At 57.5% G+C, this 14,146-nt stretch carries 10 protein-coding genes; 6 read left to right on the top strand and 4 right to left on the bottom strand.

Annotation, left to right across the window (positions count from 1 at the left end):
• Positions 1–7 precede the first annotated feature (7 nt).
• From C6558_RS32210 to virB11, 3 genes are read left to right on the top strand one after another with little or no spacing between them, the layout of a single operon-like run.
• A complete protein-coding gene (locus C6558_RS32210) occupies positions 8–811 on the top strand; it encodes a TrbG/VirB9 family P-type conjugative transfer protein (protein WP_107028207.1) in 804 nt (267 codons plus the stop codon).
• Entirely contained in the window at positions 798–2,162 is a 1,365-nt protein-coding gene (locus tag C6558_RS32205) for a TrbI/VirB10 family protein (protein WP_107028206.1), read from the top strand. The genes C6558_RS32210 and C6558_RS32205 overlap by 14 nt, the downstream gene beginning before the upstream one ends.
• Entirely contained in the window at positions 2,159–3,238 is a 1,080-nt protein-coding gene (gene virB11 / locus C6558_RS32200) for a P-type DNA transfer ATPase VirB11 (protein ID WP_107028205.1), read from the top strand. Before C6558_RS32205 ends, virB11 begins: the two co-directional genes overlap by 4 nt.
• Positions 3,239–5,139: 1,901 nt before the next feature.
• Here virB11 and virD4 read toward each other — a convergent pair.
• The 3 genes from virD4 to C6558_RS32180 are packed head-to-tail and all read right to left on the bottom strand — an operon-like array spanning position 5,140 to position 9,854.
• The gene (gene virD4 / locus C6558_RS32190) at positions 5,140–7,197 is read right to left on the bottom strand and encodes a type IV secretion system ATPase VirD4 (protein ID WP_107028203.1); all 2,058 of its coding nucleotides are present in this window, start codon (positions 7,195–7,197) and stop codon (positions 5,140–5,142) included.
• A gap of 38 nt (positions 7,198–7,235) precedes the next feature.
• A complete protein-coding gene (locus tag C6558_RS32185) occupies positions 7,236–9,356 on the bottom strand; it encodes a hypothetical protein (RefSeq protein WP_107028202.1) in 2,121 nt (706 codons plus the stop codon).
• Positions 9,357–9,389: 33 nt separating this feature from the next.
• On the bottom strand, positions 9,390–9,854 hold the full coding sequence (locus tag C6558_RS32180; RefSeq protein WP_158268977.1) for a DNA mobilization endonuclease VirD1/MobC family subunit: 465 nt from the start codon (positions 9,852–9,854) through the stop codon (positions 9,390–9,392).
• Between the two features lie 246 nt (positions 9,855–10,100).
• On the opposite strand from C6558_RS32180, the gene C6558_RS32175 reads away from it, so the two are divergent.
• Both C6558_RS32175 and C6558_RS32170 read left to right on the top strand, forming a co-directional pair.
• Positions 10,101–10,796, top strand: a complete 696-nt coding sequence (locus C6558_RS32175) for a conjugal transfer ATPase VirC1 (RefSeq protein WP_107028200.1) — start codon at positions 10,101–10,103, stop codon at positions 10,794–10,796.
• A gap of 1 nt (position 10,797) precedes the next feature.
• Positions 10,798–11,418, top strand: coding sequence for a VirC2 family conjugal transfer protein (locus C6558_RS32170; protein WP_107028199.1), 621 nt, complete (start codon positions 10,798–10,800; stop codon positions 11,416–11,418).
• Positions 11,419–11,666: 248 nt separating this feature from the next.
• Here the strand turns inward: C6558_RS32170 and C6558_RS32165 are convergent, their stop codons facing one another.
• The gene (locus tag C6558_RS32165; RefSeq protein ID WP_146160929.1) at positions 11,667–11,936 is read right to left on the bottom strand and encodes a hypothetical protein; all 270 of its coding nucleotides are present in this window, start codon (positions 11,934–11,936) and stop codon (positions 11,667–11,669) included.
• A gap of 329 nt (positions 11,937–12,265) precedes the next feature.
• Here C6558_RS32165 and C6558_RS32160 point away from each other — a divergent pair, with 329 nt between their 5' ends.
• Positions 12,266–14,050: a hypothetical protein gene (locus C6558_RS32160; protein ID WP_107028197.1), complete on the top strand. Its 1,785-nt coding sequence runs from the start codon at positions 12,266–12,268 to the stop codon at positions 14,048–14,050.
• Positions 14,051–14,146: the final 96 nt, after the last annotated feature.

Raw genomic sequence — 14,146 nt, 5'->3', positions numbered from 1 at the left:
GTTCAGCATGTCGAAGAGAACAATCTCAATCCTGCTGGCCTGCGCCCTCGCATCGCCGGCCTTTGCTGCCGGCGATGCGAGGGCGCCGGCAGCTGTTCCCACCAAGTCCGTTGAAATGCCGGCTGCGGCTGCAGATCCACGGATTAGAACATATGTCTACGACGAAAAGAAAGTGTATCAGCTCGATCTTCACCTGAAGTCCGTCACGGCATTGCAGTTCGCCAATGGCGAGGAGGTGCAGTCGATCCTGATCGGGGACAGTTCCTCATGGGAGGTGGTGAAGCTGAAGAGCGGCAATGTCGTCAGCATAAAGCCGATCATTCCATCGGTCACGACGAACATGACGATCTACACGGACAAGCGCGTCTATTCCTTCGATCTGCGTTCGCAGGGTGAGCTGCCATCTGGCAAGGAGAATGCAAGCCTCTTTCGCACGGTCTTTGCCTACCCCGACGACAAGAAGCCGAAGCCAAAGACGAACGACGTTGCCGACATCAGACCCATCAATACGGACTATTTGGTGTCGGGCGACGCCAAGTTTAGGCCCGGATGGGTTCAGGACAACGGCCGGCAGACGACATTCTTCCTGCCGCCGGGCGCGCAACGGCCGGCCATCTTCAAGGTCGGCGCCGACAAGAAGGAGGAACTCGTCAATTCCCGCACGCGCGGCAATCTGGTCATCGTGGACGGAACAAGCGACTTCTGGGTGATGCGGATCGGCGACGAATATGTCTGCATCGGGGCAAAGAGCGCCGTCAAACAACAACGCGGCTTCATCAACCTGAGGGATGTTATCAATGCAGGACAATGAACAAGGAGCCAACCCGGACGACGTCGCTTCTCCCGATCGCGAGCAGCAGGTCGCCGCCCGGCGCGCCCGGCAAGGTGGCAACGGGAAGGCGGGAAATACGAAGCTCGTGATAACCGGCGCCCTGCTTTTGACCGGGGCCGCGCTCGTTATCGTCGTCGCCGGCCCGTCTGCAGCGCTGCGGATCTTCGGCATCACGTCGGTGGACACGCAAAGAACATCGCAGGTCGATCTGAGTGTGGGCAGGGAGGCAAACGAGACAGTCAAGCTTGATTTCGTCGTCCCTGCCGAGCCTATCGAGCCGCCGAAAGAGGATCCCAGTCGCGCATTGAACGAGAAAATCAAGGCGCTCCAGGACCAGATCTTGCAGATGGAACGCAATCGGCAACCCGGTGTCTCCGACCAGGAAATCAAAAAAATGATGGCCGACTACAACGCCTCCGTCGCGCAACAGTTGGAAAACCAGCGCAAGGAAATGGCCGCGGAGAACGCCCGTCTCAAAGCGGAAGCCGAGCAGGCAAACGAACTGCGCAAACGCGCCGAAGAAGCCGCGCGTCTGCAGCAGGAAGCCTTGAAACAAATGAAGGATCTGGACCAGAAACAGCGAGAATCGGATGCCGTTATCGTCGATGAAGCGAAGGAGGGGGTATCGCTTGGCAATGGCGGCGACACAGGCGATCTCGCCAATGAGCTTGACAGCAACAAGCGATTTCTGAAGACCAATGCAAACAGTGTTGTCGAAACTTCCGTTTCGCAGAACCTCACCGATCCCTCGAGCATGGTCGTGCAAGGCACGATCATCTCAGCTGTCCTGGAAACCGCGATCGATACGAGCCTGCCGGGTAGTCTGCGTGCACAAATAACGCAGCCCGTCTACTCGTTCGACGGCTCCAGGATCATGATGCCCGAAGGCACCATCCTGATCGGCGAATTCAACAACGACGTGAAGCTCGAGCAAAAGCGGGTGATGATCGCCTGGAACCGCGCCGTGACGCCTGAAGGAAAGTCGATCGCGCTCGGCTCGATCGGAACCGATCGTCTCGGACGTTCAGGCACGCTCGGCAACGTCGACAACCGCTACCTGAAGAAATTCGGCGCGGCTGCCCTCATAAGCACGATCAGCGCCATTCCCACACTCATCGAGGCCGGCACGGGTGGGGGCCGTGACTCGGAGGGATCGGGCACAACGCTGAATATCAACGGTCGAAGCGAGGCAGCAAGCGAAATCGGTAGCGGAATCGGCGACCAGGCGAGCGACGTTTTGGGCGAATACCTCTCGCTGCCACCCATCATCCGCGTGCCTCAAGGGGAGGAAATCCGTATCTTTGTCAGCCGGGACCTCCTGTTCACATGAGCCATCATCAGCACCATCACGGCAATAACAATCATCATGATGAACACAAGAAGGAGGAGGGCCGGCATCACGACCACGCCCCGCGCACACGCGAGATTTCCTATGTCGAACAGTATCTGAGCCCGCTGAAGGACTACCTGACGAACGACCGAGTCAACGAAATCGTCATTAATCCCGATGGCTCCATCTTCGTCGAGACGTCGGGCGCTTCCCACATGCACCAGATCGATGTTTCGCTGTCGGCACATGCCATCAAGCGCCTCGGCGCGCAACTGGCCGGCGAAACGCGCAACACGCTGGGCGCACTGAACCCGATCGTTTCCGGCCGGGTCAACGTGTGGGGATCGCCGCAGCGCGTACAGGTCGTCGTGGAGCCCGCAATCGAGCACGGCGTGTCGCTTTCCATCCGCAAATACCTGACGCGGGCGCTCGACAGCCAGCAGATCGGCTTTGTCGATGGCGGGCAGGTCCGCGTCGACGACGAGCGCCACCAACGTCACCGCAACATTGCCGCCATGGCGGCAGCCGGAAACCTGCAGGAACTTTTCCGCCGAGCGATCGATGAAAACTTCAACATCCTGATCGCCGGGGGCACGTCCTCCGGCAAGACCACCGTGGCGCGATCGCTGATCGAGATGATGGACGCCAACGAACGGCTCATCACCATCGAGGACGCGCAAGAACTCTTCCCGCCGCACCGCAACCAGGTTGGGCTGATCTCCGACCGCAAGGCGAACTCGCCGCGCATGCCCTCAAAACTTCTCGAAAGCTGCCTGCGCATGCGTCCGGACCGCATCATCCTTGGGGAAATCCGCGGCGTCGAAGCCTATGACTTCCTGGAGGCGATCAATACCGGCCATCCCGGCGCCATCACGACCATCCACGCCGACAGCCCGGCGCTGGCCTTTGACCGTCTGGCGCTGATGGTCATGCGCTCGGGCGTACGGCTGTCGCATGGCGACATCGTATCCTACGCCAAGCGCACGATCGACCTTGTCATCCAGGTCGGCCGCCGCAACGGCAGGCGCGGCGTTCTCGAGATCTATCTGCCCTCGCAGGACGAGGATCATCCATGACAGCACAAATTGATGACGCCACGCCCGATCCTGTTCCGAAGAATACGGAAAGATAGCATCCATGGCGGAAGGCGTCCGGAGCCCACATTTCCAAAAGTTGACAACCTGGCAATTCCGGTTTGCGTATGAAGGAGCGCACCAGGGCCTGTTAGCAACTTCTGCCACTACGATCACGATCACGATCGCCTGAGTGCGCGGCTTCGAGCCCTTTCTCCACATCCGCCCTGGATTGGGATTGGGATTGGGATGAGGATGTGGAGGAATCGGTTGTCTGCTGCAGCATCTCGCCGCTGTCCCGGCCCAACGCCTTTTTGGGCGACCCCGCCGGATTGTAAACATCCGGTCGCAGCAACTCGGTGCTCGCCGGCGAACCAGAGCGAGCGGAAGCGGTTCCGTAATCAACCCGAGTTGGTTTTTGAGTGGAATAGGTTTTCGGCTGGCGTACCAGTCTCGCGGTACGTATTTCATCCACAGACATTCGGTCACCGCCATGCACAGACGCATGGTCCTCGAGCAGCACGAACGGGTCTTCTATGCTTGCGAGGCTAATGGCTGATAACGAGGTTCTCGGCATCGAATGCCCATTCTGGGAACTGAACACTGGGCTGCTCGCGCTACTCACGGTGGAATCGGACCATGTGGATATACTAGGTCCCGCGGTAGCTATCTCATGCATGCTTGCGAGGCTAGTGGCCGGCGTCGAATGCCCATCCTGGGAACTTAACACCGAGCTGCTCGCGCTACTCGCGGTGGAATCGGAGACTCTAGATGTATTATTCCCTCCGTTCAACCTATCGACGGAGCCTTGCGGTCTGGCGTCGAAATTACGGTTCGACCTACTAAAATCGTCGCCGCGAGACCCAAGCCGGGGAGAGGTTTCGTCCGACCTAGCCGATGTGCTGCCACGAGCCGACGGCGCCGGGACTGCAGGCTGAGTAGGAAAGACCACGCGATGGTCCAAGCCTTCCATTGCTTCCGGACGGCCGATTTTGTCCTTGGTGACGACTCTGGCGTGAGTACGACGAACCCTTGCTGCGGCTACCCCGGGAAGGGGGGGTAGTTCCTTATTGAGGTTCGGCGTTCGCGCGCCTTCCGACGGCAATGTATTTGCCCGATAGAGGGTGTCTCTCACCCTTTTGAAAAAACGCCCGAGACCACTTTGTTCTTCCGCCATGACGGCAATTCCTTTCACCTAAAAGAGAACCGCCTCCTGACGCTTCCTGCTACCTGCCGCCAGGTCTCTCGATCGCGAAGGCCATGCGATACTTCATTCTTCCCCGACCTCATCCGGGCTGCACCGTCCAGCTCGGATGCTACTCCGTTCCCGTCTCCTGTTCGAACAGGGATCGCCAGCCCGCGTCCGTCACTGTTTCGGTCGGCAGAAAGCAATTGCTCGCCTGAGCTCCAACAGCTGCCCATCAGGCTGCGCCGAGGGTTCGACACGGCTCCGATCCTGATCGAACATCGTCCCGCTTTTTACGATTTCCGACGTCTCCGCCAGCGCGGCCAGGTCATCGCGTCACGCCCGTCCCGTCATCAGCGAACTAGTCCCTTTGGGCGGGATTCCAGTCCTCGGGCCCTCGCCTTTTCATCCCTCTCGAGTAGGAGTTCCTCGCGGCTGCGGCGGCTATGTTCGGCTGGCGGCGAAGCGCGGGCTACGGACTCTCTCGCAGGCGCCATATCTCCTTTAGTCGCTTCCGCTGACGAGTCCGACATTTGCGTTTCCTCTCGTGGGCGCCCCATAAGGGTCCGCGTTTTTTCGTTTCACCTCTGCATCTGCCCGGCCGGCAAACTGTCATCCCGACAACTGGAATTATCGCGACCGTGTCTGCCGTGAATACTATTTAACAATACCATCGCTGGTAAGGCCTGTTACGATTTCAGGTGTAATACATGTGCTGTCATGCGTCCGCGGCTTCGCGTGACGTTTCTGCATCGCGAGTCTGCAGCAAGATGATGCGGTCGAGAAGCGCTTGCTGCGCCGCCAGAGCCTGGAGCTCTTCCTCGCTCGGTACCCGCGGCTCCGGCTCGATATAGGACGGCTCGGGGACAGGTCCCGCCTGTACTTCGTCATAGGCCCACCCAGCGCTGCCGTCCCCCTGACCGCCGGCTGGCGCATCATCCTGCGGCTGGCCCTGGTAAGCCGGCCAGCCGCCCGGGACAGGCCCGCCGGAGTGACCGGGCATATTCGGCGGCTCGAAGGCAGGCGCCGGCTCCTGGTATGCCCCCGCAGGTGAATACTCTGGGGTTGTTTCCATCGGCGCAGCCGCCAGCAGGGGCTGCGCCACGAACCGGCTGAGATCAATCGGCTCGGGCTCCGGCAGGGGGCCCTTCTGCGCGTCGAACAACTTTTTCAGGATACGGTCGGAATAGAATTTGACCTTGTGCAACCTTACCGGCGGTTGGCCCTTGATGAGGACGATTTCCGTATTGTCGTCGATGATGCGGACCTGCTCAGGCCGCATCAGTTGGGCACCCTGGTTCGAAATCGAAATGTTGGTGTCGAACATGTTGCTTGTGCTATAGGATTTCGAACGCTCCTTGTATGTATAATCGCCGATCGATTTGGAAATATAAGTCGGCGTCTCGTCGTCGGCCGTCGCCATGAAGACCTGCATGCCCGTGTTACTGAGAAAATTCTGCTTGCCTGTCTCCTCGTAGGCGCCCGTTAGGGCAGATAGGCTCTGAATGATGAACATGAAGCGCCCCTTGTAACCGGCAATCGTGGTGATCGCCGTTTCAATCAACTCCAGCCTGCCGAGATGTTTGAATTCGTCCAGAAGGAACAGCACTTCGAATGTCTCGTCCTTACCCGGCAATGTCCGCTGCAGGATAGAGACGATCTGCTGGAAGAAGAGGCGCACAAGCGGCGCGATGACCTCGAGATCGTTCGGGCTGACGCACAGGAAGATCGATGTCGGATCGCGTCGCAGATCATAAATTGAAAAATCCGACGTGGTCGTTGCCGCCTTGATCAGCGGGTCGGCCCACAAGTTGAGGCCGCCATCACCGAGAACTGAGGTGTAGGAGGTGAGGATCTTCGTATCGTTGCCGGCCATGTTGTCGAAGATGCGCTGAGCTTCGACATTCCGTGTTTCTCCTGCAAGCTGCGCGAAGAGCTTATATTTTTCGCCGGGCTGGGAGAAGAGGTCATAGACCGCCCCAATCGTGGGCGTCCCGCGTTCGATGCAGGCAAGAACGCCTGCAACGAAAAGATCTCTCGCGCCGTCGATGAAGCCTTCCGATCCCTTGCCCTTTGCCTCGATCAGGTTGTGCGCGAGACGGCGTGTTTCGCTGAAGCGCCTGTCCTCGGGCATGTTGACGAGATCGAGCACGGGATTGTAGCTGTGGGTGCGTCCCTGCGGATCGAAAGGGGCAAACTTGTAGACCCTATCGCCGCGCGCAAGGCGAGAGCGCGAGGTCATTTCGAACAGTTCGCCCTTGACATCGAGCGCAAGGACGGAGCCGTCGAAGGTCAACAAGGTGGGAATGACAACACCGACACCCTTGCCGGCGCGCGTCGGCGCGACAACCAGGCTATGCGGCTGATCGCCGTTGGTCAGATAGCGGCCGAAGCCTCGCGGTCCGCTCGTTTTGCCGAAGATCGGGCCGTTTATTCGACCGTATTTCTTGATGTATCCGCCGGGGACGAGTTCGCCGAAACGCGCCCAGCGGGCCGTGCCGTGATGCTGACCATCCCGGAAAAGAAAGATTGCCAATACCATCGGAATGAGAAACGTGGTGAAGCCGATAATCCACAGGCCGCGTTTAAAGACCGGCGTGGCATAACCCTTATAGAGAGGCGTCTCGTACCAGAATGAAAGCAGATCGAAATTATCGATGACGGAGGCGTTGAAACCATTCTGGAACCCGGCATAAAGCGTCGCGAGGAACACTCCGAGGACGATCCCGAATACCAACGCGAGAACAAGCGCCTGCAACTTTCCCTTTGTATCCATCTCTTGCGTCCCCGGTCATGATATCAGCTGGTTGACGATCATCGTGTGCTGTCATGATCGCGTTTTCGTGGGTTGGTTCGCTTTGTCGCGCCATTTTCCGCACCGCGTGTATCTCCGCCGCCGCCTGGGTTGGTTGATTTGTTCGTCGGCGCGGGCGCCTGGTTCGCTGCGTCGAGCGCTGCACGCTGACGGACCTGGAGACGGGTTTCCGGCCCCTGCCACCGGCCGGCATCGATCTGCGACGCGCCTGCCAGCGGCTGCGCAGGGAAGGCGAGTGCAAGTTGCTGCTGCTCGGGGGGACGGGCCGCGCCTGCCGCAGCGCTCTGCTGGTTTGCCAACGCCTCACGGGCCTTCTCGCCACGGGTTTTCACGACGCGACCGATGATATCATCGCCACGCCGACGCGCTCTGGCTGCGCGGCGCGCCTCTTCACGCTCGGCATTCTCGCGGCGCGATCGCTGGGCCCGGGTCTCGATGATGCTCCGGGCGGCAACGATCGCTGGATCGACCTCGGCAGCCCGACGGGCAGCTCGGCCAGCACTGCGCGCGGCCTCGGCTGCATTGCTGCGCTCTTCGTCGATTTTATTGCCCCGTCCACGCCGGCGCTTTCGTCCGTTTCCTTCGTCGTCGAAAGCTTCGGCTTCCCGTTTCCGTTGTTGTCTGCGCATCGCTCCCGCCTCTTTGGCAGTTTGCGCATCGATGCTTGGTTGTTCCGGATTTTGAGTGTCACCGACCTGAGTGTCCGCACTGTCTCCTCGGTGCGTTTCACTCGTGATGCCCGTAGCGACGGTCCCCGCCCCAACCGAGCCACCGTCCGGCTGCGGCTGTGGTGCTGCAGGTCCGGCCGGTCGAGCGGTTTCGGGCGGCAGCTGCCGATCGGGCTCGCTGAGGCCACCGGATCCCGATCCGCCGCCCGACGTGGAGGACTGGCTGCCAGTCATGAGTTGCTCTTGCAAGCGTGCCCTGGCCTCCATAGTGGCTGGACCCGGGCCGCCCTGGCCGGGGACAGCGGCCTGTATCTGTTGGGCAATAGCCGTTGCCTGACGCGTTTGAACATCCCAGGCCGTCTGGGTCGTCATCGAGCCCCTATCGCCTGATTGCCGCCCCTCAAGCGCGCGGCTAGCCCCAGATCCGCCACCTGATGTGGCTGCCTGCTTTCCGGCTCTTATTCGTTCGCGCATGCGGGCGATTTCGCGCTCTCTCATCCGGGAATCAGGAGCGCTCTCATCGAAAAAGCCGTCGCTTCCAGAGCCGCTGTCATCGGGATCGTCAGGGAAAAAGTAATCGGGTATCTCACTTAGAGACCCGTGCTCCCGGACAATAACGTCCTCACGGGCGCGGGCATACGTTTCGTCGCGCGTCAGCGGCCCGAAGACTTCCGTCTCCCATTCAGGCACCTGAGCTTCTGGATCCGCCGGCGCCAGGTCGTTTCTCATGTCCCTTTCGCGCGCACGCATGTAGGTCTGTGCGATCGTCGTCGATCGGCCGGACAGGCCTCGCGACGCCCGCGAGGTGGCCTCGAGATCAATTCCCTCTTGGTGAGCCGCGTTAACCAGCGCCACACGCCAATTGTCAAGGACCCTAGGTGTAATCCACGACAATGGATGCTCGCCCGTGGCGACGTCCCTTGTCAATGAACGACGATTGAGCGTCACATGGATGTGAGGGTGTTCCTGGTCCACGTGAAAGAATGCTCCGTAGACGTAGTCCAAGTACTGTCGTGCCGCGTCCTTTGGCAACGCCCTCGTCAGCTCGGGCTCCAAAACCTCGGCTGCCCATGTCATGCCTGCCCGATCGGCCGCGTCCTTGTAAGCTTCGCGCCTATTATCTGGATCGTTCTCTATATCGTATCCTGGTGGCGCCATGTCACGAAACCGGGGAAAACTGACCACGATGTGCGAGGTCATGGCTTCTTCGCCATCGGAAACACACTCGCCGTCGACATAATTTCCGTGCATTCCCGCCCAACGTTGCGCCCAATCCGCCAACGCCTCGTACGGGACGACCGCATTTCCGTAGCGCTGGCAGAGTCGGAATTTCACTTTCCCATGCGGGGTCTCTTTCCCAAACCGGGTAAGATATTTCCATTGCGAGCAAATTCTCGCGACGCTGCGGGCGCCGCCGCCGCGCACAATGTGGACAATCGCCTGGGGCGCCATCACGCTTTCCTGTAATGTTCCTTTACGATGGACTTACGCGTTCGCGGCTTCCTTGAGCCGAAGTCTTCCGTCTAGACGGCGGCGGCTGACATTCAGTATCGACATCAATGTCGTGTCCAAGCGTGCAAACTCGTAACCGAAAGCGGCATGCAGCGCAGCAAATTCCTGCATGTCGACCCTGCCGCTTTCAGCATATGAGCCTTTTAAATCGCGGATACGCCCGGAGATCACGCCGATCACCCGGATAAGGTCCTCAAGGGCTTCTTGTGTACCATTATTGACTTCAAGAAAGCCGCCGATCCTGCGGGCGGCGATACGCAAGGCCATGTTGTTGGTCAAACCAACGGCACTTGCCTGCTCTGCAAAGGCGTCAAATTCGGGTTCTCTCAGGCGTACGCTGACTATCTTGTATCCATGCGGATCCGAGTGCTGCTTGCGGCCGCTTACAAGGTTCGTAGCCACCACTTCAGGCAACAGCATTGGTTCTTTGTATGACATATGATTATCCAAAACCATTTTTTTAAAAAACACCACGTCATATTCACTTACAATGACAGTAAGGGTGCAGGAACCATGGGCCCATGGTCAACATAGCAAATCTGCCTCATTACAACTGAAACCCGTTACACTCGTGCAAGCAGGTAACAGGCGTTGAATCGGTAATATTCGCGCTGTACGAATGAACATTATTACATGTTTACTTTATATCCCCGAGACCGCGGACCGGCGGCGGAAAGGTTGTTGATGAAACTGATTACGTGCTGCTCCTTCAAAGGTGGCGCTGGCAAGACCACCGCACTCATGGGTCTTTGTTCGGCGTTGGCGACCGAAGGCAAAACCGTTGCTCTTTTCGAGGCTGACGAAAACCGTCCGCTGACGCGATGGAAAGAAAATGCCATGGCGCGGAACACCTGGGATCCTCGATGCGAGGTCTTCACGGCCGACGATCTTCCGCTGCTAGAAAAGGCCTATGACGAAGCCGAAGCGCGTAAATTCGACTATGCCCTCGCCGATACCCACGGTGGTTCCAGCGAACTCAACAACACGATTATCGCCAGCTCGAATTTTTTGCTTGTGCCGACAATGCTGACGCCCCTCGATGTCGATGAAGCACTGGCCACCTACCGCTACATCATCGAATTGCTGCTCAGTGAAAACCTCGTCATTCCAACGGCGATCCTGCAGCAGCGTGTCCCGATCGGCCGGCTGACGACGTCGCAGCGCAAGGTGTCCGATATGCTGACCGCGCTGCCTTTGACTAAACAACCGATGTTCGAGCGCGACGCCTTTGCCGCGATGAAAGACCGGGGCATGCTGCATCTGAGCCTGCGCAATGCCCGCGTCGACCCCGGCATGCGGCTAATGCTGCGAAATCTCGATGCTGCCATGGAGGACCTGAGACTTCTTTCCCGCTTCATGCACGAGGCACTGGGACAGTAGCATGGCAATCCGCAAGCCAGAGTTGACCGTGGCGGAAGCAAGGCGCCTCGCCGCCATCCGAGCGACTGCCACTGAAACAATGTCCGGTGGAGACGGTGCTGCGGACAATTCCGTCACGTCGTTCGTGGCTCCGCCTCCTTCGACGAAGTTGAAGGCAGCCGCCGGCGACAAAGAAGCCAAGGCCGGCAGACCGGTTGCGCCGCAAGGGCTGAGACAAGCAGACAAGACCACGCCTGCGCCCACGCTCACAACGAAGCGCAAGCCGGTGAAAAAGGTTCAGGTCTTCGTCTCCGCGCTCGTTCCAGCGCCTAACACATCGCCCGTCTTCGACATCTTGGTCAGGCAATATCCGCCGCAAAAGGCGCTTCAGATGATCCTGCGCAAGGCACTCGAGGACTACGAGGAAATGCTGAGCGATGGCACATTCCAGAAACAACCGGCGAACTATCAGAGCAGCGAAGAAGCCGACGCTCTCGTGCTAACATCGCGCATGATGCCGACATCGTTGCTGACGATCGCGCGAGCGCATTTCGATCCCGTCGGCCTGGAGAGCCGCCGCGCATTCGGCTTCAAACTCGCAACGGCGGCATTGGCTAGCTTTTTTACACGAGAGCGGAGGTAGAAAGGTAGAAAACGTGCGATGCAGACCAAGATCGAGCCTAAAAACCATGATGCTTTTCGGTTCGACCTCATCAACCGTCTCATCCTCATCACATACGAATGCAGTGCAAGCCTAGCAACAGATCGCCTCCTAAGCATCACGAGCTCCGCCTACTTCGCCTACTCAAAGGTTCCACTTGCTTCTGGCTAGCGGAAGACGGCTTTGGATTGAGGGAGAATGACACCGCGTCCACAATGAATGTGAACTCTTCAAATCGGCAAATCCACTCTCGCAAGTAGGAGCTTAGGGATGTTGCCGATTCCAGTGTGAGAGCCCATGCCGGCCGTCACCTCTATCAAATCGGAAACATTATAATCTGACTTCTCCTGTCCAATCGCGCCTCTTTTGATGACGGGTCCATCGAATATGATCCAGTCAAGGAGAACATTGCAGCATTCAATCTTGATCGTTTCGGCTCCGTGAGACTGCTCATCCGCGTAGTTGCGAACACGCACGACTTTTAAAATAGACTCCATCAATTAGACTACTTCAAATGTAACTTCATTTTCCAGAAAATCTGCTGTTTCGTCCTGCAATTTATACCATCATGACGGGCGTAATGCTGGAGGTTCAAAAGGCGCAGTGCGCGCGAAGGTCGGCGAAGTATCCGTGTCCGCATTAACTCGCCCTTCGCACTCTATCACCAAGTCATCGTGAGGTTTAGATGCTATTACAGTCTAGAACGCCCATAACGTCAAATGCCTTGCAGCATCGCGCATCTACAGCCAGTTAGATGCCCATCCCCCCTTTACGGCAGGACAGTAACAAAAGACGTGCGGACGACGTTGAGGAGCCGGATGCCAAACGGATGCGCTTGAAAACGTCAAGTGATGCCGCAATTGAAAAGGATGCGTTGGCACCTCTTGAGCGCCTACCCGTGGAGCTACAGCTCAAGATTCTCCAAGATTTGGTGATTCCGGATCTGGACGATCCGCAAACAGTCCTGCGCCATGTCGCGGCTTTCCGGCGCACGAGCCGGCCTCTTCATCAGGTTACAGAAAGCGAATTTAGTACTGAGAAGGTCGAAGGCAATGTAATCGGAGGAAACAGGAGGATTACCTCGCTTATAAAACGCCTTGGACAAGGCATTAAAGGTGTAGATGAAATCGAACGACGTATATATGCTAGAAATAGAGAAGAATCCATCGTAGAGAATATTGCAATGAACGCGGATTTCATCGCGTTTCAAACGGCGGACAAGCGCCACAATACTGTTAGTGATGTATTAAAGCGTAGTCATATTCCTATTAAACGTGACTCTGTCGAGAGTCTAATTTTCAACATCGATTACATCGATCCCAGGAGGAGCGGATCCGGGATTGTAAAATACGTATGTGATGTACAACGTGAGTATGGTGGCGCGGAAGATCTGGTCAAGAAATTGATTGAAAGGGCAGAGCATCTCACCGCGGAAGATGTAGCCTTCCTCGCCGAGACGAGTTGCGGTATTGATGCCAACAAGCGACGGGAATGCCTCAATGCCTGGGCAGGCCGGACGCACCTTCTGGCAAATCATCACGATGAGCTAAACGTCCTTTCGCGTATCTACGAAGATGGCGATGGTAAGGGCTACTCCCTTGGATTATTTGCAAAGAATATTAGTAAACTCTCGCCTGACAATCGACCCCTTCTGATCAGAAACATCACTAAACTTCCCTATAATGATCCAGGTCGGATGTGGGCGATGAGCCAGGTTGCAGCAAATTTGAGCTATCTCGGCGAAGCAGCCGAACCTCTGCGCAGGAAGGTCACACGGGACATCCTCGGCGTCGCACGGGACATTCTCGGAGACCCGTCAAAGTCGCAATCAGAGCGCTCCCAATCGCCGGGCGAGCACGTCCCCGAAGGCCCGTCACAGTGGCATACTGAGCCCACGCTCTGCCTGATTGAAGCGGTTCATCACCTTTCATCCCACAGGATTCTGCTTGACGACAAAGATATCCAAGATGTGAAAGCCCACATTGAAAAGATTCTCAACAAAAAGGAAGTGGAAGCCTATCCGGCGCAAGCGCAACTCATCTCGCACATGTCCGAGAACCAGCGTAGAAATTTCGTTGGCAATGCCCTGAAGACGAAGGAACCCACAGATGTGGCACCAAACGACATACACGAGAAGTCGATAGGCGTTATCCTCGCCCTGACGCTTCGAGTGAAAGACCTTTTACCGGAAGAAAAACAGATTTACGTCGATCATGTCTGCAGAACTAAAGGGGGGCACTTCGTCGAGGAGGCGCTAAGGTACAACTTCAACGAACAACTGAGAGATTTTAAAGGTGGCCAGCGAACAGATTTGGTGAATGAACGTCTTCGTTATTTCGTTCGGACAGAGTCCGCCGAGGCGGTAAACACCCTCTTAGACATCGCCCAGAACGCAAAGTTCCTAAAGGCTCATGACATCTCAAATGTAATCAAGACCGCCAAGGATCAGGCTAACCGCGCCTATGGTTATAGTGATAGTAACGACCCAATGATCAACTCCTTCGCCGGCATCGCTGCTCGAGCCCTGGTAAACTGGTCGAGGGAGGTCCTATCCAACGGGCGAAGCCCACGCCGCCTTGACGACCGTTCCTCTGAACGATCGTCCGTCCGATAACTCGCCGGTGAACGCACGGCGTGCGTCGACCCATTTTTTGCTATGGTCAAGGCGAGGGCCGGAGTTAGCGGTTTAGCGCTTTTGCTCGTCGGCCAC

Origin of the sequence: Ensifer sp. NM-2, from assembly GCF_003024455.1 — a bacterium.
GTDB classification, from domain to species: domain Bacteria; phylum Pseudomonadota; class Alphaproteobacteria; order Rhizobiales; family Rhizobiaceae; genus Ensifer; species Ensifer canadensis.
The sequence above is the reverse complement of the archived record's forward strand: the minus strand, read 5'-3'. Positions and strand labels throughout refer to the sequence as shown.

Coding starts and splice junctions, on each gene's coding strand:
- C6558_RS32210 (WP_107028207.1), top strand. CDS start 8: ATGTCGAAGAGAACAATCTCAATCCTGCTGGCCTGCGCCCTCGCATCG.
- C6558_RS32205 (WP_107028206.1), top strand. CDS start 798: ATGCAGGACAATGAACAAGGAGCCAACCCGGACGACGTCGCTTCTCCC.
- virB11 (WP_107028205.1), top strand. CDS start 2,159: ATGAGCCATCATCAGCACCATCACGGCAATAACAATCATCATGATGAA.
- virD4 (WP_107028203.1), bottom strand. CDS start 7,197: ATGGATACAAAGGGAAAGTTGCAGGCGCTTGTTCTCGCGTTGGTATTC.
- C6558_RS32185 (WP_107028202.1), bottom strand. CDS start 9,356: ATGGCGCCCCAGGCGATTGTCCACATTGTGCGCGGCGGCGGCGCCCGC.
- C6558_RS32180 (WP_158268977.1), bottom strand. CDS start 9,854: ATGTCATACAAAGAACCAATGCTGTTGCCTGAAGTGGTGGCTACGAAC.
- C6558_RS32175 (WP_107028200.1), top strand. CDS start 10,101: ATGAAACTGATTACGTGCTGCTCCTTCAAAGGTGGCGCTGGCAAGACC.
- C6558_RS32170 (WP_107028199.1), top strand. CDS start 10,798: ATGGCAATCCGCAAGCCAGAGTTGACCGTGGCGGAAGCAAGGCGCCTC.
- C6558_RS32160 (WP_107028197.1), top strand. CDS start 12,266: ATGCGCTTGAAAACGTCAAGTGATGCCGCAATTGAAAAGGATGCGTTG.